At 67.9% G+C, this 18,977-nt stretch carries 16 protein-coding genes; 9 read left to right on the top strand and 7 right to left on the bottom strand.

Features of this window, described 5'->3' with window-relative positions; all coding sequences use genetic code 11:
* Positions 1–103 precede the first annotated feature (103 nt).
* The 6 genes from I6H87_RS04975 to I6H87_RS04950 are packed head-to-tail and all read left to right on the top strand — an operon-like array spanning position 104 to position 6,687.
* Positions 104–625 (top strand): type IV pilin protein, encoded by a 522-nt coding sequence (locus I6H87_RS04975; RefSeq protein WP_011614503.1) that lies wholly within the window; start codon positions 104–106, stop codon positions 623–625.
* Positions 626–627: 2 nt separating this feature from the next.
* On the top strand, positions 628–1,122 hold the full coding sequence (locus tag I6H87_RS04970; RefSeq protein WP_011614504.1) for a GspH/FimT family pseudopilin: 495 nt from the start codon (positions 628–630) through the stop codon (positions 1,120–1,122).
* Positions 1,119–1,742: a type IV pilus modification PilV family protein gene (locus I6H87_RS04965; protein ID WP_010814416.1), complete on the top strand. Its 624-nt coding sequence runs from the start codon at positions 1,119–1,121 to the stop codon at positions 1,740–1,742. The genes I6H87_RS04970 and I6H87_RS04965 overlap by 4 nt, the downstream gene beginning before the upstream one ends.
* Positions 1,739–2,782, top strand: a complete 1,044-nt coding sequence (locus tag I6H87_RS04960) for a PilW family protein (RefSeq protein ID WP_010814417.1) — start codon at positions 1,739–1,741, stop codon at positions 2,780–2,782. Before I6H87_RS04965 ends, I6H87_RS04960 begins: the two co-directional genes overlap by 4 nt.
* A 34-nt stretch (positions 2,783–2,816) precedes the next feature.
* The gene (locus I6H87_RS04955) at positions 2,817–3,374 is read left to right on the top strand and encodes a pilus assembly PilX family protein (RefSeq protein ID WP_011614505.1); all 558 of its coding nucleotides are present in this window, start codon (positions 2,817–2,819) and stop codon (positions 3,372–3,374) included.
* A gap of 40 nt (positions 3,375–3,414) precedes the next feature.
* The gene (locus tag I6H87_RS04950; protein ID WP_011614506.1) at positions 3,415–6,687 is read left to right on the top strand and encodes a pilus assembly protein; all 3,273 of its coding nucleotides are present in this window, start codon (positions 3,415–3,417) and stop codon (positions 6,685–6,687) included.
* Positions 6,688–6,697: 10 nt separating this feature from the next.
* On the opposite strand, the gene I6H87_RS04945 is transcribed toward I6H87_RS04950, so the two are convergent.
* The 5 genes from I6H87_RS04945 to I6H87_RS04925 are packed head-to-tail and all read right to left on the bottom strand — an operon-like array spanning position 6,698 to position 11,997.
* Positions 6,698–8,188 carry an efflux transporter outer membrane subunit gene (locus I6H87_RS04945; RefSeq protein ID WP_011614507.1) on the bottom strand — a complete coding sequence of 497 codons (1,491 nt, stop codon included), beginning with the start codon at positions 8,186–8,188 and terminating at the stop codon, positions 6,698–6,700.
* An 11-nt stretch (positions 8,189–8,199) separates the two neighbouring features.
* The gene (locus I6H87_RS04940) at positions 8,200–9,363 is read right to left on the bottom strand and encodes an ABC transporter permease (RefSeq protein ID WP_011614508.1); all 1,164 of its coding nucleotides are present in this window, start codon (positions 9,361–9,363) and stop codon (positions 8,200–8,202) included.
* A complete protein-coding gene (locus I6H87_RS04935) occupies positions 9,360–10,328 on the bottom strand; it encodes an ABC transporter ATP-binding protein (protein WP_011614509.1) in 969 nt (322 codons plus the stop codon). The genes I6H87_RS04940 and I6H87_RS04935 overlap by 4 nt, the downstream gene beginning before the upstream one ends.
* Positions 10,325–11,305 (bottom strand): HlyD family secretion protein, encoded by a 981-nt coding sequence (locus I6H87_RS04930; protein ID WP_011614510.1) that lies wholly within the window; start codon positions 11,303–11,305, stop codon positions 10,325–10,327. Before I6H87_RS04930 ends, I6H87_RS04935 begins: the two co-directional genes overlap by 4 nt.
* On the bottom strand, positions 11,302–11,997 hold the full coding sequence (locus tag I6H87_RS04925) for a TetR/AcrR family transcriptional regulator (protein ID WP_010814424.1): 696 nt from the start codon (positions 11,995–11,997) through the stop codon (positions 11,302–11,304). Before I6H87_RS04925 ends, I6H87_RS04930 begins: the two co-directional genes overlap by 4 nt.
* A gap of 183 nt (positions 11,998–12,180) precedes the next feature.
* On the opposite strand from I6H87_RS04925, the gene I6H87_RS04920 reads away from it, so the two are divergent.
* Positions 12,181–13,551: a carbohydrate porin gene (locus tag I6H87_RS04920; RefSeq protein WP_136227735.1), complete on the top strand. Its 1,371-nt coding sequence runs from the start codon at positions 12,181–12,183 to the stop codon at positions 13,549–13,551.
* Positions 13,552–13,566: 15 nt separating this feature from the next.
* Here I6H87_RS04920 and queF read toward each other — a convergent pair whose 3' ends face one another.
* Both queF and ilvA read right to left on the bottom strand, forming a co-directional pair.
* Positions 13,567–14,400: an NADPH-dependent 7-cyano-7-deazaguanine reductase QueF gene (queF, locus tag I6H87_RS04915; RefSeq protein WP_010814426.1), complete on the bottom strand. Its 834-nt coding sequence runs from the start codon at positions 14,398–14,400 to the stop codon at positions 13,567–13,569.
* Between the two features lie 17 nt (positions 14,401–14,417).
* Entirely contained in the window at positions 14,418–15,956 is a 1,539-nt protein-coding gene (ilvA, locus tag I6H87_RS04910; protein ID WP_010814427.1) for a threonine ammonia-lyase, biosynthetic, read from the bottom strand.
* Between the two features lie 311 nt (positions 15,957–16,267).
* On the opposite strand from ilvA, the gene otsB reads away from it, so the two are divergent.
* Together otsB and I6H87_RS04900 are read left to right on the top strand one after the other, a co-directional pair.
* Positions 16,268–17,071, top strand: coding sequence for a trehalose-phosphatase (gene otsB / locus I6H87_RS04905; RefSeq protein ID WP_010814428.1), 804 nt, complete (start codon positions 16,268–16,270; stop codon positions 17,069–17,071).
* 13 nt (positions 17,072–17,084) lie between these two features.
* Positions 17,085–18,950 (top strand): glycoside hydrolase family 15 protein, encoded by a 1,866-nt coding sequence (locus I6H87_RS04900; RefSeq protein ID WP_011614512.1) that lies wholly within the window; start codon positions 17,085–17,087, stop codon positions 18,948–18,950.
* The last annotated feature ends 27 nt before the right edge of the window (positions 18,951–18,977 follow it).

Genomic DNA, 18,977 nt, shown 5'->3' with positions numbered 1-18,977 from the left:
CGGCATCATATTTTCCTTACCCGCTTAGCAGATCGTGACTTACACTCCGCGCCATAACCTCCGGAATTGGTCATCCGGAACATAATTGGTATCGGAGCGCGGCATGGGACATAGAAGCCCGGCAGTGCGACACGGCGGGAGGGTCAACCCGTCGTTTCGGGTCATTGGGGAAGTTGGGGCAACCGGCAATCCGTGCCGGGGCTGGCGCCTGCGCGGCGCCAGGGCAGCGCATGGCTTCACGCTGATCGAGGTGATGATCACCGTGGCGGTCATTGCCATTCTTGCCGCCGTCGCCATTCCAAATTACAGCCGTCACGTCGTGCGCTCGCACCGGGCCGCGATCGAGTCCTTCATGCTGGAGGTCGCGAGCGCCCAGGAGCGCTACCTGGTCGACAACCGCGCCTATGCCGCCAATCTGGGCGCGCTGGGCATGTCGGTGCCGGCCGCGCAGGCAACGCGCTACGACGTCGCCGTGACGCCGAACGCGGCGCTGCCGCCCGGCTACAGCATCGTGGCCACGCCCAAGGGCAGCCAGCTCGCCGGCGACGCCGACTGCGGCTCGCTGACGCTGACCAGTGCCGGCGCGAAATCGGCGTCTGGTTCAGGCACCGACTGCTGGAACTGACCATGCGGCGCGCCACGTTCCCGCCGTCTTCGCCCGGCCGGCCCACCCGCCGCGGCTTCACCCTGGTCGAACTGCTGTGCGCCATGTCGGTGCTGGCGATCCTCGCGGTCGCGGCGGCGCCGTCGTTCTCTTCACTGATCGCCAACCAGCGCGTGCGCGGCGCCTCGCTTGACCTGACCTCGGCGCTGCTGCTGGCGCGCAGCGAGGCAGTCAAGCGCAATGCCACGGTCACGCTGGCAGCCACCGGCGCCGCATGGACTGCCGGTTGGGCAGTCACCGCAGGCGCCGAGACGGTGCGCAGCTTCGGGCCCTACGGCGGCCTGACCATCACGCCCAGCGCTGCCGGGGCCCTTGCGCTTGGCAACGACGGCCGCCTCACGGGCGCGGCCATGACTTTCGAAGTGGCGCCCAACGGCGATACGGCAGCGGCGTCGCGCGTCTGCGTGCAGGTCAGCGAGACAGGCCGCGTCGCTTCCGACACGGGAGCCTGCTCATGAAGCAAAGAATTCCGCGGCTGCGGCCGAGCATGCCTGTCCGCCGCACGCAGCGCGGCTTCCTGCTGATCGAGGTGCTGGTGGCGGCAGTGATCCTGCTGGTCGCGCTGCTCGGCACCGCCGGGCTGGTGGCGCGCTCGGGCCAGACCGAGATGGAGTCCTACCAGCGCGTGCAGGCGCTGGCGCTGCTGCAGGACATGGTTGCGCGCCTCAACGCCAACCGCCAGGTGGCATCGTGCTATGCCAACGGCGCGACCGGCATGCAGCTGGGCAGCGCGGCGGCGCCGCCGGCGGCGTGCACGCAGGGCACCGCCGCGCAGAAGGCTACCGCCGATGCGGACCTGCAGGCCTGGAACACCGCGCTGCTGGGTAGTGCCGAGATGCGCCTGGGGGCCAGCGCCGCTGATGCCGCCCAGGCCGTCGGCGCCATGATCGGCGCGCGCGGCTGCATCGAGACCGTCGACGCCGTCAACAATATCTACCGCATCACCGTGGCCTGGCAGGGCCTGGCCACCACCGGCGCGCCCGCGCTGGGCTGCGGCAAGGGCCAGTACGGCAACGATGCCTATCGCCGCGCGGTCAGCACGCAGATCCGCATCGGCACCCTGGGAACCGTGTCATGAGCCCCCTGCGCCTGTCCGCGCGCCGCCTGCGCCGCCAGCGCGGCATCTCGCTGGTCGAGCTGATGATCGGCATCACCATCGGCCTGGTGCTGCTGACCGCGCTGGCGAGCCTGTACCTTGCCAACAGCCTGTCGCGCACCGAATTCACCAAGTCTGCCGAGCAGGTCGAGAACGGCCGCTACGCGCTGGAGCAGATCCGGCGCGAAGTGGAGCTGGCGGGGTTCTTCGGCGTCGGCAACATTGCACGCAGCACCAAGGCCGCGGATCCGGCGCTGTGCGCGACGGATGCAGCCGCCCTTGGCTTCTCGCCTGCTGCCGAAACCGTGCCGGTGGCGCTGACCGGCTATGCGCCGGGCGTGGCGGCACCATGCCTGCCGGACCTGGCGCCGACTTCCGAGGTGCTGGTGATTCGGCGCGTGTCGACCACGGCGGTTGCCGCCCCGGCACCGGGCGTGCCCTACCTGCAGGTATCGGCCTGTTCGCAGGACACGCAGACCTTTGTCTTCGATGCCAGCGGCGCGGCGGCCTTCGGGCTGCGCACCAAGGCCTGCGATCCGGCCCAGCCGGCTGAACTGCGCCGCGCCATGGTGCGCATCTTCTACCTGGCCGGCTGCGACCGCTGCAGCAACGGCGGCGACGGCATCCCCACGCTGAAGATGGCCGAACTGGTCAACGGTGCGTTCCAGTCGCGCTCGGTCGCGCAGGGGGTGCAAGACATGCATGTGCTGTACGGTGTCGACCAGGACAGCAACGGCTCGGCCGACTGCTACGTGTCCGATCCCCGCGCGAACAACAGCGCCGTCTGCACCGCCGTTCCCGGCTATGACTGGGGCGTGGTGCTCAACAACCTGGCCAATGTCACCACGGTGCGCGTGCACCTGCTGGCGCGCACGCTGAAGCCCTCGGGCGGGCATTCAGACAACCGCACCTATGACCTCGGCCGCGCGGCGGCCGCAGGCCCGTTCAATGACGGCTACAAGCGCCACGTCTACGCCCAGGTGGCGCGGCTGGTCAATGTGGCCGGGCTGCGCGAGCAATAACGCCATACCGATTCAACACAGCGAAGAGCGAGCAATGATGAAGTCAACGGGCAGGCCGCTGCGCCGCAGGCAATTCGGGGTCACGCTGGTGGTGACGCTGGTGTTCATGGTGCTGTTCCTGCTGGTCGCCGTGGCCATGGTCAATTCGGGGCTGGTCAACGTCAAGGTGGCGGGCAACCAGCAGCACAGCGCCGAAGCACGCGACGTGGCGCAGCAGGCGATCGAGCAGGTGATCAGCGACGACTTCACCAAGGCGCCGGTTGCGGTGGATGTGCCGGTGGACGTGACGGGTGACGGCAAGGCGGATTACATCGCGCAGGTGGCGGCACCGACCTGCGTGACCAGCAAGCCAGTGGCCAAGGTGATCGATCCGGAAAAGCACCCGGAGGATGCCGAATGCACGCTGGGCAGCAGCACCGGCAATGGCAACCTGGTCATGGGCGCAAGCGGTGTCAGTGCGATCAGTTCGCTTTGCAACGATACGCAGTGGGATGTAGCAGCCACCGTCAATGACGTCAATACAACCGGCGCCGTCGCGACGGTGCACCAGGGCGTTGCGGTGCGCACGCTGTATGGCTCCACTTGCCCCTGAAGTCTCGGGCCAGATCCGGATCTTGAAAGGAAGAACCAGCATGTCCATGCCCGCTCGCCGGCTTCGCGCTTCCGCTGCCTGTGCCACAGCCCTGCTCGGGCTGGCTGCCGCGCCCGCGGCGATAGCCGAAGACATCGACCTGTTCACCGGCCTGCAGGCCAACTCCGGGTCGCGTCCCAACGTGCTGCTGATACTCGACAACGCATCGGCGTGGAATGCCAATGCCCAGGTCGATTGCGAAATGCAGAACGTGGTGAGCGCCAACAACGATAACAGCAACGTCGGCGCAGAGCAGTGCGCACTATACAAGGCGGTGTCGGACCTGATCAATGATGACAAGACGAACGGCAAGATCAACCTTGGCGTGATGATGTTCGGGCAGGGCACCAATACGGGTGGCCAGTTCCGCTTCCCGAAGGTGACGCCGCCCACCGCGCCGTCCGGGCTGGTGCTGATGGAGAAAGGTGCGGGCGGACAGGACATGCTCGACTACATCAAGACCATCGACCGTACCAAGGACAGTGCCAACAACTCGCAGGTCGGCGGCGCCATGCAGGAGGCATGGGCCTTCTTCTCCGGCAAGACGGGATTGTCCGGCACCACATACAAGTCGCCGATCACCAACCCGTGCCAGAAGAACTTCATCATCTACATTGCCAACGCGCTCAACAACGGCAAGCCGCAGGACTCCGGCCAGGATGCCTACAACAAGCTCAAGGAGGCGGGCGCCACCACCGCGCAGCTCACTCCGATCCCGCTGCCCAAGGGCAACAACATCGACAACTGGGGCGATGAGTGGGCGCGCTTCCTGAACGACCTGGACCTGAACGCCGCCAACAACGCGGGCTCGACCACGGCGACGCGCCAGAACATCATTACCTACACCATCGGCGTCACTGACGGCAGCCAGCAAAGCCAGGACTACCTGCAGTTCGTCACCAGCATGGCCCAGAAGGGCGGGGGCGGCAACTTTACAGTCCGGGCCGGAGATGACGACGCGCTTTCGAAGGCGCTGAAGGACATTTTCAACGAGATGCAGGCGGTCAACAACGTATTTGCCTCGGTCAGCCTGCCGGTCAGCGTGAACGGGCAGGGTTCGTACCTGAACCAGGTCTATATCGGCATGTTCCGCCCGGACGGTAAGGCCCGTCCGCGCTGGGTGGGCAACCTCAAACAGTACAAGCTGGGCTATGACAGCAACGGCAATCTGGTGATGCTCGACGCCGGGGTGCAAGGCGCGATCGACCAGCCCCCGAAGAATGCGGTTAGCAACGCGGGGACCGGGTTTATATCGCCCAATGCCCGCAGCTACTGGACCGAGGATCCGCCGAAGGCGGTGGGCAGCTCCAGTATCGTGACGGACTGGCCCTCGGACGGGTTCTGGAAGAATGCCTCGTCGCTGCTGCGCAATGCCAAGGATTCACCCGACGGCGAGGTCGTCGAGAAGGGCGGCGCAGGAGAAATGCTGCGCGCAGACTACCTGACCAGTCAGGCCGGGCGCCGGCTGCTGACCTGCGCCGACGCGAAATGCAGCAAGGGGACCGCGCTGGCGAATTTCGATACCGCCAACAAGGCCCTCACCGAGGGCAACGGTCCGTCGCTGCTGAAGACCACTGCCGCGGATGTGGCCAATATGATCAGCTGGGTGCGCGGCAAGGACGTCTTCGCCACGCTGACCGGCACCGACCCCAAGAAAGAGGCGGAGCCCGGCCCCGGCGGCAACGTCACGGTGCGCGGCTCGATCCACGGCGACGTGCTGCATTCGCGCCCGGTGGTGGTCGACTACGGCGGCACCACTGGCGTAGTGGTTTTCTACGGTGCCAATGACGGTGTGTTCCATGCCGTCAACGGTAACCGCACTGCAGCCATTTCCACCACCGCGGGCACGGTGCGCGCGGGCGGTGAACTGTGGGGCTTCATCGCTCCCGAGTTCTACGGCAAGCTGGCGCGGATCTATAGCAACGCTCCCGAGGTGCGGCTGACGGGCAGCCCCCAGGACACCGCCGAGGTCCAGTTTGTTCCACGCGACTATTTCTTCGACGGCACCACGACGGTCTACCAGGACCTGAGCACCCCGGCCACGCCCCAGGTAAAGATCTACCTGACAGCACGGCGCGGCGGTCGCCTGATTTATGCATTGGACGTCAAGGATCCGGCAAAGCCGGAGTACCTTTGGAGCAAGACCAACGCCGACATCCCTGAACTGGGGCAGACCTGGTCGCAGCCGCGGGTGATGCGCGTGCGCGGCTACCCGACGCCTGTGCTGATCATGGGTGCGGGCTACGACCCCGATGGCGAGGATACCGACCCAGCGCTCAATGGCATCGCCACGGCGACGAACAAGCAAGGCCGCGGCGTGATCGTGCTCGACGCCGGGACGGGCGACGTGGTCTGGGCAGCCCTGGCCAATTGCGCTGGCATCAGCACGGGCACCTGCGTCACCATCAACAGCCGCGCGATTCCTTCCGACGTTGCCGTGGTGGACCGCAATGGTGATGGCTATGCCGAAAAGGCTTATGTCGGCGACGTCGGCGGCAATGTCTGGCGTATCGACTTCGGATCGACGGATACGGATACTCCGTCGACGTGGACGGTCGGCAAGCTCGCGCAATTGGGCGGCGCAGTGGACACCAACGAGGCGCGCAAGTTTCTCTATCCGCCCGATGTCGTCGCGACCGGCAAGTACGACGCGGTGATGATCGCCTCGGGCGACCGCGAAAAGCCGCTGTACTCGCTGAGCCAGACCCCTGGCGCGGCGCAGAACGTGCAGAACCGCTTCTTCATGGTCAAAGACCCGAACGTCGATGGGAGGCTGCCTTCGACCTGGACGGCGGTCAAGGCGGCCGATCTTGTCGATGCGACCAACGTGGCCTACCGCGATTCGGCGGTGGCTAGCGGCTTCTACTTGTCGCTGGAATTCGGCGAGAAGGCGGTCAATGCGCCGCTGACCGTGGCGGGCTACACGTACTTCGGCACCAACACGCCTTCCAAGGTCGAGCCCGGAGCCTGCTACCCCGACCTGGGCGTTGCGCGGGGCTACGCGGTGTCATTCCTGAGCGGGCTTGGCATGAACAACGGGCCGCGGTTTGTCAGGTTCGACAACGGCGGGCTGCCGCCGTCGCCCGTGTTCGGCATGGTGTCGGTCACGCAGACCGACGGATCGACCCGGCTGGTCCCGGTGCTGATCGGGGGCGGCAAGGCTGGTGCCTCGGGCGGCGACGACAAGTCATCGCTGGGCGGCCAGGAGGTGAAGCCCGCCAGCACCGGCAAGCGCAAGCGCACCTACTGGCACACGCAGAGCGACAAGACCTAGCCAGCCGCCATCACCGCGGTGCTGCCGCCACAGCGCCGCCTTCCTCCTCCCACCACCCACCCCCCAACGCCTGCAGCAGCGCGGCCGAATCCGCCAGCCGGTCGGCGCGCGCCTGCGCCAGTTCCAGCGACGCCTGGCGCGACTGCCGTTCGGCATCCAGCACCGTCAGCTGGCTGACGCCGCCGAGCTGGTACTGCTCCGACACCACCGCCAGCGTATCGCGCGCCTGCCGCGCGCTGTCGGCGCGTTCGCGCAGCGCGGCGGCATCGGTTTCGAGTGCGCGCAGCGAATCGGCCACGTTCTGCAGGCCCTGCAGCACGGCTTGGCGATACGCGGCCAGCGACTGCTCATAAGCCGCCTCCGCCGCGCGTTTGCGTGCCTGCAGCTCGCCGCCGCGGAATACAGGCTGCACCAGCCCCGCGGCCAGGCTCCATACGTTCAGGCTGCTGAACAGGTCGCGCGCCGCGGTGGCCTGCGTGCCGCCGCTGGCGCTCAGCGTGATCTGCGGATAGAGGTTGGCGGTGGCCACGCCGATATTGGCCGAGGCCTGGTGCAGCAGGGCCTCGGCCGCGCGGATGTCGGGACGGCGGCGTGCCAGCGTGGCCGGCAGGCTGACCGGCAGCGTGTCGGGCAGGTGCAGGTCGTCGAGGCGGAATTCGGGCAGCGTGGCCGAGGCCGGGGTCTGGCCCGTGTACACCGCGAGCTGGTGCCGCGTGGCATCGAGCTGGCGCTGCAGGGCCGGCACCAGGGCCTGGGCTTGCGCAAGCTCCGCGCGCTGGCGCTGCACGTCGACGCGCGCGACGCCGCCCGAGCGCAGGCGTTCCTCTGTGATGCCAAGCTGGCGCTGCTGGGCCGCCGCCACGGCGGCGGTATCGGCCAGTTGCGCGCGCAGGCCGGCTTCGCGGATGGCCGCGGTGGCCACGTTGGCGGCCAGCGCCAGGCGCGCGGCTTCCAGTTCATAGCGCTGGTAGTCCACCGCTGCCTGCAGTCCTTCCAGTTCGCGCCGCTGGCCGCCGAACAGGTCGAGCACGTACGACACCTGCACCGTGGCGCCGTAAAGCGTGAACGGGCCCGGGCTGGGGATCGCGGTGATGCCCAGGGACTGGAAGTCGACCTGCTGGCGCGTGGTGTTCAGTTTTGCGTCGACGGCGGGCCAGCGCGTCGCGCCGGTGCGCGCGGCCAGGTTCTCCTGCGCCTCGCGCAGCCGGGCGCGCGCCTGCGCCAGCGTCGGGCTGGTATCCAGCGCGCTGCGGATGGTGGCGTCCAGCGCCGGGCTGCGGAACAGCGTCCACCACTGCGCGGGCACGTCAGCGCCGGCGGCCAGGGTTTGCGCGTGGGATTGCCCGGCGGCGTCGGCGCTGTCGGCCGCGACGGTTGCCACCGGCTGCGGTCCCGGCACGTAGCCGGCGTCATCGGGCGGCGCGGGCGCGCGGAAGTCGGGGCCGACGGCGCAGCCGCACAACAGTGCCGCGGCGGCAAACAGAGGCGTGAGTCGTTGCATGGCCAACCCCTTCAGTCCAGCGTGCGGCGGTAGAAGCGCACCGAAATTGCCATCACCACCACGATGAACAGCGCCATCGGCCACACATTGGGCCATAGCTCGACCCAGCCGTTGCCCTTGAGCAGGATGCCGCGCACCATGCGGTGGAAATAGGTCATCGGCAGGATGTTGCCGATGGCCTGCGCCCAGCCCGGCATGCCGGCGAACGGGAACATGAAGCCGGACAGCAGGATGTTGGGCAGGAAGTAGAAGAACGTCAGCTGCATCGCCTGCAGCTGGTTCTGCGCCAGCGACGACAGCGTGATGCCCACCGTCAGGTTGGCCGCGATAAACAGCAGCGCCGCCAGGTACACCGCCAGCACCGAGCCGACGAACGGCACGCTGAAGATCCAGCGCGCGGCCAGCAGCACGATGGTCGCCTGGATCAGGCCGATGAAGATATAGGGCACGATCTTGCCGGTCATCACCTCGAGCGGCCGCACCGGCGTGGCCAGCAGGTTCTCCATGGTGCCGCGCTCGCGTTCGCGCGTCATGGCCAGGCCGGTCATCATCACCATGGTCATCGTCAGGATCACGCCCATCAGGCCGGGAATGATGTTGTATTGCGTGATGCCTTCCGGGTTGTAGAGCCGCTGCACCTGCACGTCGAAGGGCGGCTTGCCGCCGGCCAGCGGCGCCAGCGATCCCTTCAGGTCATGCGTGGCCACGCGGTAGGGCAGCTGCGGTAGCGCGGCGATGGCCTGGCCGGTGGCGGAGGGATCGGTGGCATCGGCCTCGACCAGCAGCGCGGGCCGTTCGCCGCGCAGCAGACGGCGCGTGAAGTCGGGCGGGATGGTCAGCACGAACTGCACCTCGCCCTTCATCAGCGCCTCGCGCCCGGCCTGTTCGTCCGGCAGCGTGCCGACCAGCTTGAAATACGTCGATTGCTCCATGCTGGCGATGAAGGAACGCGTGAATTCGCTCTGGTCGGCGGCAATCACCGCGGTCGGCAGGTGGCGCGGATCGGTGTTGATGGCAAAGCCGAACAGCAGCAGCTGCATGATCGGCAGCCCGATGATCATGCCGAAGGTGACGCGGTCGCGCCGCAGCTGCAGGAATTCCTTGAGCACGATGCTCCACCAGCGTTGCAACGAGAAGCGCTGTTGCGCGGCCGGGTTGCGGGCGGCGGCTGTCATGACGCCTCCCTGGCCTTGCGGGCTGCCATATTGTCTTCGGCCCCGCTCATCATGTGGATGAACACGTCTTCCAGGCTGGTCTGGGTTTGCTCGACGCGCCGGCCCGGTCCGGCCAGCCGCGCAAGCGTATCGGCCAGCGCCTGCGCATCGCGCCCGGTCACATGCAGCGCGGTGCCGAAGGCCACGGTCTGCTCCACGCCCGGCGCACCCTGCAGCTGCTCGGACAGCGCGGCGAGGTCGTCGCCTTCCACGCTCCAGGTCGACAGCTTCTGGCTGGCCACCACTTCATCGGCGGTGCCCTGCGCCAGCAGCTTGCCGTAGGCGATATAGGCCAGCTTGTGACAGCGCTCGGCCTCGTCCATGTAGTGCGTGCTGACCAGCACCGAGATGCCGCGCGCGGCCAGCTGGTGCAGCTGCTCCCAGAAGTCGCGCCGGGCCTTGGGGTCCACGCCCGCGGTGGGTTCGTCGAGCAGCAGCAGCTCGGGCTCGTGCAGCAGGCACGCCGCCAGCGCCAGCCGCTGCTTCCAGCCGCCAGACAGCGCGCCGGCCAGCTGCGCCGAGCGCGTGGCCAGGCCCAGGTCTTCCAGCGCGCGGTCGACCGCCTCGCGCCGGTTCGGCATGCCGTAGACGCGCGCGACGAAGTCCAGGTTCTCGCGGATCGACAGGTCGTCCCAGTAAGAGAACTTCTGCGTCATGTAGCCGACGCGGCGCTTGATCTCGTCGGACTCGCTGCGGATGTCGTAGCCCAGGCAGGTGCCCTCGCCGGAATCGGGCGTCAGCAGCCCGCACATCATGCGGATCGAGGTGGTCTTGCCGCTGCCGTTGGGGCCGAGGAAGCCGAAGATCTCGCCGCGCGCGACCTGCATGCTGAGGTCGTTGACCACGTGCTTGTCGCCGAAGTGCTTGTTCAGGCCGCGCACGTCGATGGCGAGTGCGGCCGCGCCGCCGTTCGCTCTGGTGTTCATTGCCGCACCACCTCGACGGGCTGGCCCGGCCGCAGCTTGGGCGCATCGGCCGCCGCCGGGCGCGCTTCGACCAGGAACACCAGCTTGCGCCGCGTCTCGTTGCTGTAGATCACCGGCGGCGTGTATTCGGCCTCGTTGGCGACGTAGCTGATGGTGGCGGCCACCGGCGCGGCGCAGCCGTCGCAGCGCACCTGCACCGCCTGGCCGTTGCGCAGCGCGCCCACCACCGTCTCCGGCACATAGAAGCGCACCTTGACGTTGCCCGGCGGCAGCATGCGCACCACGGGGCTGCCCGCCGGCACCCACTCGCCGAGGCGGTAGGGCGTGTCGTAGACCAGCCCCGCCTGGGTCGTGGCCACGGTCTTGCGCGACAGCTTCCACTCGGCCTGCGCCAGCGCCGCGCGCGCGGCCGCCACCTGCGCGGCCTGCGCGGCTTGCTGCGCATCGCGGCCCGGCAGCCGGGCCACGTCGATATCGCGCTGCAGTTCGCGCACGCGGGCGGCGTCGCTGCCGGCCTGTGCGCGCGATTCGTCCAGCTGCGCCTGCGCGATGCCGCCGATCTCATACTGGCGCTGGTCGCGCCGCAAGGCCGCGGCACTGCGCTGCGCCTGGGCCTGTGCCTGCGCCAGCTGGGCGCGGCTGACCTCGACTTCGACCGGGCGCTTGCCGGTCTTCATGTCTTGCAGCTGTGCCTCGGCTGCGCGCAGCTGGTCTTCGGCCTGCTGGCGCGCGGCGCGCTCGTCGTCGGATTCGAGTGCAAACAGCGCGGCGCCCTGGCCGACCTGCTGGCCGCGCTGCACCGACAGCGTGTCGAGGCGCCCGGCGAACGGCGAGGCCACGCTGACGAATTCGCCTTCGACATAGCCTTGCCAGGTGTCGGCGCGTTCACGGCTGCAAGCGGCGAGCAGCAGCACCGCCGCCAGCGTGGCAAGCGCCGCTGCCGGCAGTTGCGGGCGGGTGGGGTGGGCGTGCTTCATGATGACTCCGGAGAAAGCCTGGACTTGCCGGCATCGGGCGCCGGTGCCAGCCCGTGCGTCAGCAGCGCGGATACGTGGCGCACCAGGGTGTCGGTATCGACCGCTTCGCCGCCGGGCAGCCGGCGCCAGATATGGGTGGTGGCCAGCGGCAGCAGCGTCAGGCCGATCAGCGACGGCATCACCAGCGCCGGCTCCAGGCCGCTGTTGAGCTGCCCGCGCGCGATCGCGGCCGCCAGCGGCGCGCTCAGTGCGCCGGCGCGCTGCAGCGCGAAGCGGTCCAGCACGCGCTCGCGCAGGGCGCCTTCGGCGCTGGCGACTTCGCGGATCCACAGCCCGGGGAACCAGGGCGTGGCGGCCGCGGTGCGGATCAGCTGGCCGGCGATGCCGATCAGCATGGCCATCGGCTCGGCATCGCCGGCGGCAGCGAAGACGCCGGCCACCAGCGGCTGCAGCTTTTCCTCGACCACGGCGTCCAGCAGCAATTCGCGGTCGCTGAAGTAGTAATGGACCAGCGCCGGCGTCACGCCGGCCTGGGTGGCAATCGCCTTGACCGGGGTGCCGGCCACGCCCTGGCGCGAGAACAGCTCGGTGGCCGCATCGAGGATGCGTTCGCGCTGGCCGGGCTGGCCGGCCGCAGGGCGACCGGGGCTGCGGCGGGCGGAGGGTTTCGGTTTGGCGGGTGGGCGCGGCATGGGCGCATGGATGCAAGCGGTCTTCAGTGAATATTAATTTTTGCGTTAATTAATTCAAGGGCGGTTACAACGTCGGCTTTCCGGCACACCCTTTGGCAGGTAGACATGTCATGGGTGCTTGGCTATGCTGCGGGCGCCGGAGCGCGCCGCCTCCGGCACATCCCTTGCCGATCGCCTCTGCCGATGCCGTTTCCGCCACTTGCCAGCGCTCCCGTTCGTATCCGTTTTCGTCGTGTGCTGGCAGCGCTGGCCTGTTGTGCGTGCCTGCCAGCGATGGCGCAGCAAGCGGAGCCGGTGCAAGGCCCGGCTGAAGCGGAGAGCCCGTTTGCCTTTCACGGCCAGAGCACCTACATCTGGCAGCGCAAGCCAGCATTCGGCGCGGCCTACTCCGGCCCCAACAGCCTGGGTACCGAACGGGCCAAGAGCTACTCGTTCAGTGCGACGCTGGATCTGGGACTGAAGCTGTGGCCAGGCGCGGAGTTCCACTTCAATCCGGAAGCCACGCAAGGCGTGCCGTTTTCCGGCCTGCACGGCCTGGGCGGCTTGTCCAACGGAGAACTGGGCAAGGCCGCCAGCACCAACCCGGTGTTCTACCGGGCGCGCGCGTTCGTGCGGCAGACCTGGGGCCTGGGCGGCGGCAGCGAAGCGCTGGAAGCGGATTTCAACCAGTTTGGGCGCACCGTCGATCAGCAGCGCGTGGTGCTGACAGCGGGCAACTTCAGCGTGCTGGATGTCTTCGACCAGAACGAGTTCGGCTCGGACCCGCGCACGCAATTCATGAACTGGTCGTTCATGACGCATGGCGCCTTCGACTATCCGGCCGATGCACGCGGCTATAGCTGGGGCCTGTCGCTGGAATACATCGGCGACGGCTGGTCGGCGCGCATCGGGCGCTTCCTGCAGCCGCTGGAATCCAACGGGCTGCGGCTCGACACCCGCATGTTCGAGCACTACGGCGACATCATCGAAGTGGAGAAGCGCTACCAGCTGGCTGGCCGGCCCGGCACCGCGCGGCTGCTGTGGTTCCGCAACAAGGCGCGCATGGGCGCGTTCAGCGATGCCATCGGCTTCGGCATGGCCAACAACACCACCCCGGACGTCGCCGACGTGCGCCGCGAGCACGCCAAGAGCGGCGTGGGCGTGACACTGCTGCAGCAGGTCACCGATTCACTGGGGATGTTCGCGCGCGCCAGCCTGTCCGACGACAAGACCGAGACCTACGCCTTCACGGAGATCGGCCGCCAGGTGTCGGCGGGCGGCGTGCTGAAGGGCGATGCGTGGGGACGGGCGCGCGATGCGCTGGGCGTGGCGGTGGCGATCAACATGCTGGGCCCAGACCACCGCAACTACCTGGCCGCGGGTGGGCAGGGCGCCTTCCTGGGCGACGGTGCGCTGCGCTACGGGCCCGAGCAGATCCTGGAGATCTACTACAGCTTCCAGCCGGTGAAGTACCTGAGCATCAGCCCGGACTTCCAGTACGTGCGCAACCCCGGCTACAACCGCGACCGCGGGCCGGCGAAGTTCTACGGGGTGCGCCTGCACGGGGAGTTCTGATCCTCCCCGCCTGCCTCATTGCCGCGCGTTGCGCTTGTTATCCGGCCATGCCGTATTGAAGTTGGTGCGGAACGGGTTGATATCGAGCCCGCCGCGGCGCGTGTAGCGCGCATACACCGCCAGCTTGACCGGCTTGCACTCGCGCATCACGTCCATGAAGATCCGCTCCACGCACTGCTCGTGGAACTCGTTGTGGTTGCGGAACGAGATCAGGTACTTGAGCAACCCTTCCTGGTTGATCGGCGCACCCACGTAGCGGATCTGCACGCTGCCCCAGTCCGGCTGGCCGGTGACCAGGCAGTTGGACTTCAGCAAATGCGACACCAGCGTTTCCTCCACCGGCGATTCTTGCTGGTCGGCAGAGAGCAGCTCGGGCGCGGGCTCATAGCGGTCCACCTCGATGTCGAGCCGGTCCAGCAGCAGGCCATCGAGCTCGCCCATCTTCTGCTTGCCCAGGTCCGCTTCAGTCACCAGCCGCACCTGCACGGTGCCGCCGGTGGCTTCGGACAGGTCGTGGTGCAGCAGCTGCTGCAGCGCCTCGGGTGAAGCAATCCTGGTCTGGTTGAACGAGTTCAGGTACAGCTTGAACGACTTGGACTCGATGATATTGGGCGTGTCCGACGGGATGATGAAGCTGGCCAGCGCCACCTGCGGCTTGCCCTTCAGGTTCAGCCACGACAGCTCGTACGCATTCCAGATATCGACGCCGAAGAATGGCACCGGCTTGCCTTCGGGCAGGCCGATCTCGGTGCGCTTGGGCTGGCGCGGGATCGGGAACAGCAGCGAGGCGTCGTATTCGGTCTTGTAGGCCGAGGGCTTGCCCAGCGGCGAATGTTCAGGGAGGCTCATGGGGCGCTCAGCAGGTGTCAGGACAGGAACAGCTTGTACACCGGGTTGTCGGTCTCGTCCCAGTGTACGTAACCCAGCGTCGAAAGGAAGGCGCGGAAGGCGCGCTTCTCGTTCTTCGGCACCTGGATGCCGACGAGGATGTTGGAGGTATCCGCGCCCTGGTTGCGGTAGTGGAACAGGCTGATATTCCAGTTCGGGCTCATGCTGGACAGGAACCGCATCAGCGCGCCCGGCCGCTCGGGGAACTCGAAGCGGTACAGCAACTCGTCATGCGCCAGCGCCGAGCGCCCGCCCACCATGTAGCGGATATGCTGCTTGGCCAGCTCGTCGTTGGACAGGTCCAGCGTGTCGAAGCCGTGCTTGCGGAAGCTGGCCGCGATCTTGTCATTCTCGGCGCGGCTGGCGATCTGCACGCCAACGAAGATATGCGCCATGCTGGTATCCGCGATGCGGTAGTTGAACTCGGTCACGCTGCGCGTGCCCACCAGCTCGCAGAAGCGCTTGAAACTGCCGCGCTCTTCCGGGATGGTCACGGCGAACACGGCTTCGCGCGCCTCGCCCACCTCGGCGCGCTCGGCGACAAAGCGCAGGCGGTCGAAGTTCATGTTGGCGCCGCAGGCGATCGCCACCAGGTGCTGGCCCTTGAGCTTCTCGCGCTCGGCATAGGCCTTCAGGCCTGCCACGGCCAGCGCGCCGGCCGGCTCCAGGATGCTGCGGGTGTCCTGGAACACGTCCTTCAGGCCCGCGCAGATGGCGTCGGTATCCACCAGGATGATGTCGTCGACCAGCTCGCGCGTGATGCGGAAGGTCTCCTTGCCGACCAGCTTGACCGCGGTGCCGTCCGAGAACAGCCCCACTTCCTTCAGCTCGACGCGCTTGCCGGCGTCGACCGAGCGCTTCATCGCGTCAGAGTCCACCGTCTGCACGCCGATCACCTTGATCTCGGGGCGCACCGCCTTGATGTACGAGGCGATGCCAGAGATCAGCCCGCCGCCGCCGATGGCGACGAACACGGCATGGATCGGGCCCGGGTGCTGGCGCAGGATCTCCATGGCGATGGTGCCCTGGCCGGCGATGACCTCGGGATCGTCGAACGGATGGATGAAGGTCAGCTTGTGCTTCTTCTCCAGCTCCGCGGCGTGGTTGTAGGCGTCGCTGTAGGACTCGCCGTGCAGCACGATTTCCACCCACTGGCCGCCGCGTTCGCGCACGGCGTCGATCTTCACCTGCGGCGTGGTGACCGGCATGGCGATGATGGCCTTGCACTGCAGGCGCGCCGCGGACAGCGCCACGCCCTGCGCGTGGTTGCCGGCCGAGGCGGCGATCACGCCGCGCCTGAGCTCTTCCGGCGTCAGCGAGGCCATCTTGTTGTATGCGCCGCGCAGCTTGAAGGAGAAGACCGGCTGGGTGTCCTCGCGCTTGAACCAGACCGAATTGCCGGTGCGCGCCGACAATTGGTGCGCGTAGGTCAGTTCGGTCTCCTGCGCCACGTCGTAGACCTTGGCGGTCAGGATCTTCTTCAGGTAATCGGGTCGGGCGGCGGACGTGCGGGTCATGGTCTCGGGGCGGGCCGTGGGGCGGCGCAAAAAAAGGCGGAAATTCTGGCGGAAACCGTCAATGATAAAGGATGGCGGCGACTTCCACCCGGCCCGGGCGACGCTCCCGCCGCCCGCGACGGGCGGCCCGGGCCGCGCGGAGGTCACTCTTCGTGTGGATGACGATGCACTCATGCGGGCACGGCGAGCCAGGGCGCAGCGGGGGCCGCAGACGCTGGCCCTGGACTTGCGTCGAGGCCAGGTTGCGTGCGCGCCATGTAGGACGGCGTCCGGTGGACGCCGGTCAAAACGACGTGTTACGGTGTAACGCGATGCCACAACTACCGCTAATCGAATCTAATACCGCCCTGTTTCTCGACTTCGACGGCACCCTGGCCGACCTGGCCCCGCGCCCGGAACTGGTGCAGGTCGAACCCGAACTGGTCGGCACGCTGCACACGCTGTTCCAGCGTCTGGACGGCGCGCTGGCCGTCATCTCCGGGCGGCCGATCTCTGAACTCGACCACTTCCTGCAGCCGCTGCGGCTGCCGGCGGCCGGCGTGCATGGTGCTGAATTCCGCACCGACGGCGGCATGGTGTCCAAGACTTCCGCCGCCCCCGGCCTGGAACTGCTGATCCCCCACCTGGAAGCGCTGGTGCGCGCCTATCCCGCGCTGCGGCTGGAGCGCAAGTCCGTCGCCGTCGCCATCCACTACCGCCAGGCGCCTGAACTTGCCGGCGTGGTCGATGCCGCGGTCACCGAGGTGCTGCGCCATGCCGTCGGACTGGAAGCGCTGCCCGGCAAGATGGTGGTCGAGATCAAGCCGGCCGGCGTCGACAAGGGCGACGCCATTGCCGCATTCATGAAATCCGCGCCGTTCGCCGAGCGCATGCCGCTTTTTGCCGGCGACGACCTGACCGACGAGCCGGGCTTTGCCGCCGTGCGCAAGCTCGGCGGGCTGGGCGTGCTGGTGGGCCAGCGCGAGACCGTGGCCAGCGTCACCGTGCCCGGGCCGGCCGCGCTGCGCAGCTGGCTGCACCGATCGGCCCGCGCGCTGGAAGGCGCCGGCGGCCACCCGCGCGCCGTGCCGAATGAGGCCGAGCCAGGCCCGGCCCGGCGCACAACGACATCCTGAGGGAGGTATCGCTGTGACCAATCCGAGCAGCCCGAGCGAACCGGGCCAGCCGCCGACCGAAGGCGTGCACAAGACCGTGGACGGCGGCAGCCGCTTTGCCATTCCGTCGTTGTCGCTTGGCATGATCGGCAACTGCGCCATCTCTGCGCTGGTGGACTGCCGCGCGCGCATTGTCTGGTCGTGCCTGCCGCGCTTCGATGGCGACCCGGTGTTCAACGCCCTGCTGGACCCGAGCGAGAACGCCGGCCATTTCTCGATCGAGATCGAGGACTTCCAGTCGTCGCGGCAATGGTACGAGCCCAATACCGCGGTGCTGCGCACGCGGCTGACGGACATCCACGGCAACTGCCTGGAGATCACCGACTTTGCGCCGCGCTTCTTCCGGCTGGGGCGCTATTTCCGCCCGACCACGCTGGTCCGGCGCATCCGCCCGGTGCGCGGCGCGCCGCGCGTGCGCGTGGTGGTGGCGCCGCGCTTCGAATGGGGCCGCAAGGCGCCGCAGACGACGCGCGGCAGCAGCCATGTGCGCTATATCGGCGACGACATGACCCTGCGCATGACCACCGACGCGCCGATGGCGTATGTGCTGTCGCATACGCCGTTCCTGGTCACGCGCGGGTACAACTTCATCCTCGGCCCGGACGAGACCCTCGCGCACGGCGTGGAAGAAACCGCGCGCGACTTCGAGCAGGAGACCACCGCCTACTGGCGCCTGTGGAGCCGCCGCCTGGCGGTGCCGCGCGAATGGCAGGACGCGGTGATCCGCGCGGCCATCACGCTGAAGATGTCGCTGTTCGAAGAGACCGGCGCCATCGTCGCGGCGATGACCACCAGCATCCCCGAGGCGCCGGGCAGCGGCCGCAACTGGGACTACCGCTTCTGCTGGCTGCGAGACGCCTTCTTCGTGGTGCGCGCGCTCAACAGCCTGTCCGAGGTCGGCACCATGGAGGATTACCTGCGCTGGCTGTCCAACGTGGTGATGCAGTCGCAGGACGGACATATCCAGCCGCTGTACGGCATCGGCCTGGAGCGCGAGCTGCCTGAAAGCATGCTCGACCATCTGCCGGGCTACCGCGGCATGGGCCCGGTGCGCGTGGGCAACCAGGCGCAGGAGCACTTCCAGCACGATGTCTACGGCAACGTGGTGCTGGGCGCGGCCCAGGCCTTCCATGATCACCGGCTGCTGCACCGCGGCGGCCCCGCTGAATTCCGCCGGCTGGAAGAGGTCGGCGAACAGGCAGTGAAAGTGTTCGGCACGCCCGATGCCGGCATGTGGGAGCTGCGCACGCGGGCGCGCGTGCATACGTCGTCGGCGCTGATGAGCTGGGCCGCCTGCGACCGCCTGGCCAAGGTTGCCGACAAGCTCCAGCTGCAGGCGCGTGCCGCCTACTGGCACGACCATGCCGAGCGCATGAAGGAGCGCATTCTGGCCGAATCCTGGAGCGAGGAGCGCCAGGCCTTCGCCGAGAGCTTCGGCGGGCGCGAGCTGGATGCCAGCGTGCTGCTGATGGCCGAAGTCAATTTCATCGAGCCGCGCGATCCGCGCTTCATCGCCACCGTCAAGGCGCTGGAGGCATCGCTGTGCGACGGACCCTATATGCGCCGCTACGAGGCGCCCGACGATTTCGGCAAGCCCGAGACCGCGTTCAACATCTGCACGTTCTGGCGCATCGATGCCCTTGCGCGCATCGGCCGGCGCGAGGAAGCGCGCGAGATTTTCGAGTCGATGCTGGCCTCGCGCAATCCGCTGGGGCTGCTGTCCGAGGATACCCATCCGGTGACCGGCGAGATGTGGGGCAATTTCCCGCAGACGTATTCGATGGTCGGGCTGATCAATGGCGCGATGCGGCTGTCGGCGCCGTGGGACACGGTGATCTGAACCGCCTGCGCGCACGGCAACCAGAAC

This window comes from Cupriavidus necator (assembly GCF_016127575.1).
Lineage (GTDB): Bacteria > Pseudomonadota > Gammaproteobacteria > Burkholderiales > Burkholderiaceae > Cupriavidus > Cupriavidus necator_D.
Note: the sequence above shows the minus strand (reverse complement) of the source record. Positions and strands in the feature narration are given on the sequence as shown.

Excerpts from the sequence above, each read along its gene's own strand:
- I6H87_RS04975 (WP_011614503.1), top strand. The coding sequence starts at position 104 with ATGGGACATAGAAGCCCGGCAGTGCGACACGGCGGGAGGGTCAACCCG.
- I6H87_RS04970 (WP_011614504.1), top strand. The coding sequence starts at position 628 with ATGCGGCGCGCCACGTTCCCGCCGTCTTCGCCCGGCCGGCCCACCCGC.
- I6H87_RS04965 (WP_010814416.1), top strand. The coding sequence starts at position 1,119 with ATGAAGCAAAGAATTCCGCGGCTGCGGCCGAGCATGCCTGTCCGCCGC.
- I6H87_RS04960 (WP_010814417.1), top strand. The coding sequence starts at position 1,739 with ATGAGCCCCCTGCGCCTGTCCGCGCGCCGCCTGCGCCGCCAGCGCGGC.
- I6H87_RS04955 (WP_011614505.1), top strand. The coding sequence starts at position 2,817 with ATGATGAAGTCAACGGGCAGGCCGCTGCGCCGCAGGCAATTCGGGGTC.
- I6H87_RS04950 (WP_011614506.1), top strand. The coding sequence starts at position 3,415 with ATGTCCATGCCCGCTCGCCGGCTTCGCGCTTCCGCTGCCTGTGCCACA.
- I6H87_RS04945 (WP_011614507.1), bottom strand. The coding sequence starts at position 8,188 with ATGCAACGACTCACGCCTCTGTTTGCCGCCGCGGCACTGTTGTGCGGC.
- I6H87_RS04940 (WP_011614508.1), bottom strand. The coding sequence starts at position 9,363 with ATGACAGCCGCCGCCCGCAACCCGGCCGCGCAACAGCGCTTCTCGTTG.
- I6H87_RS04935 (WP_011614509.1), bottom strand. The coding sequence starts at position 10,328 with ATGAACACCAGAGCGAACGGCGGCGCGGCCGCACTCGCCATCGACGTG.
- I6H87_RS04930 (WP_011614510.1), bottom strand. The coding sequence starts at position 11,305 with ATGAAGCACGCCCACCCCACCCGCCCGCAACTGCCGGCAGCGGCGCTT.
- I6H87_RS04925 (WP_010814424.1), bottom strand. The coding sequence starts at position 11,997 with ATGCCGCGCCCACCCGCCAAACCGAAACCCTCCGCCCGCCGCAGCCCC.
- I6H87_RS04920 (WP_136227735.1), top strand. The coding sequence starts at position 12,181 with ATGCCGTTTCCGCCACTTGCCAGCGCTCCCGTTCGTATCCGTTTTCGT.
- queF (WP_010814426.1), bottom strand. The coding sequence starts at position 14,400 with ATGAGCCTCCCTGAACATTCGCCGCTGGGCAAGCCCTCGGCCTACAAG.
- ilvA (WP_010814427.1), bottom strand. The coding sequence starts at position 15,956 with ATGACCCGCACGTCCGCCGCCCGACCCGATTACCTGAAGAAGATCCTG.
- otsB (WP_010814428.1), top strand. The coding sequence starts at position 16,268 with ATGCCACAACTACCGCTAATCGAATCTAATACCGCCCTGTTTCTCGAC.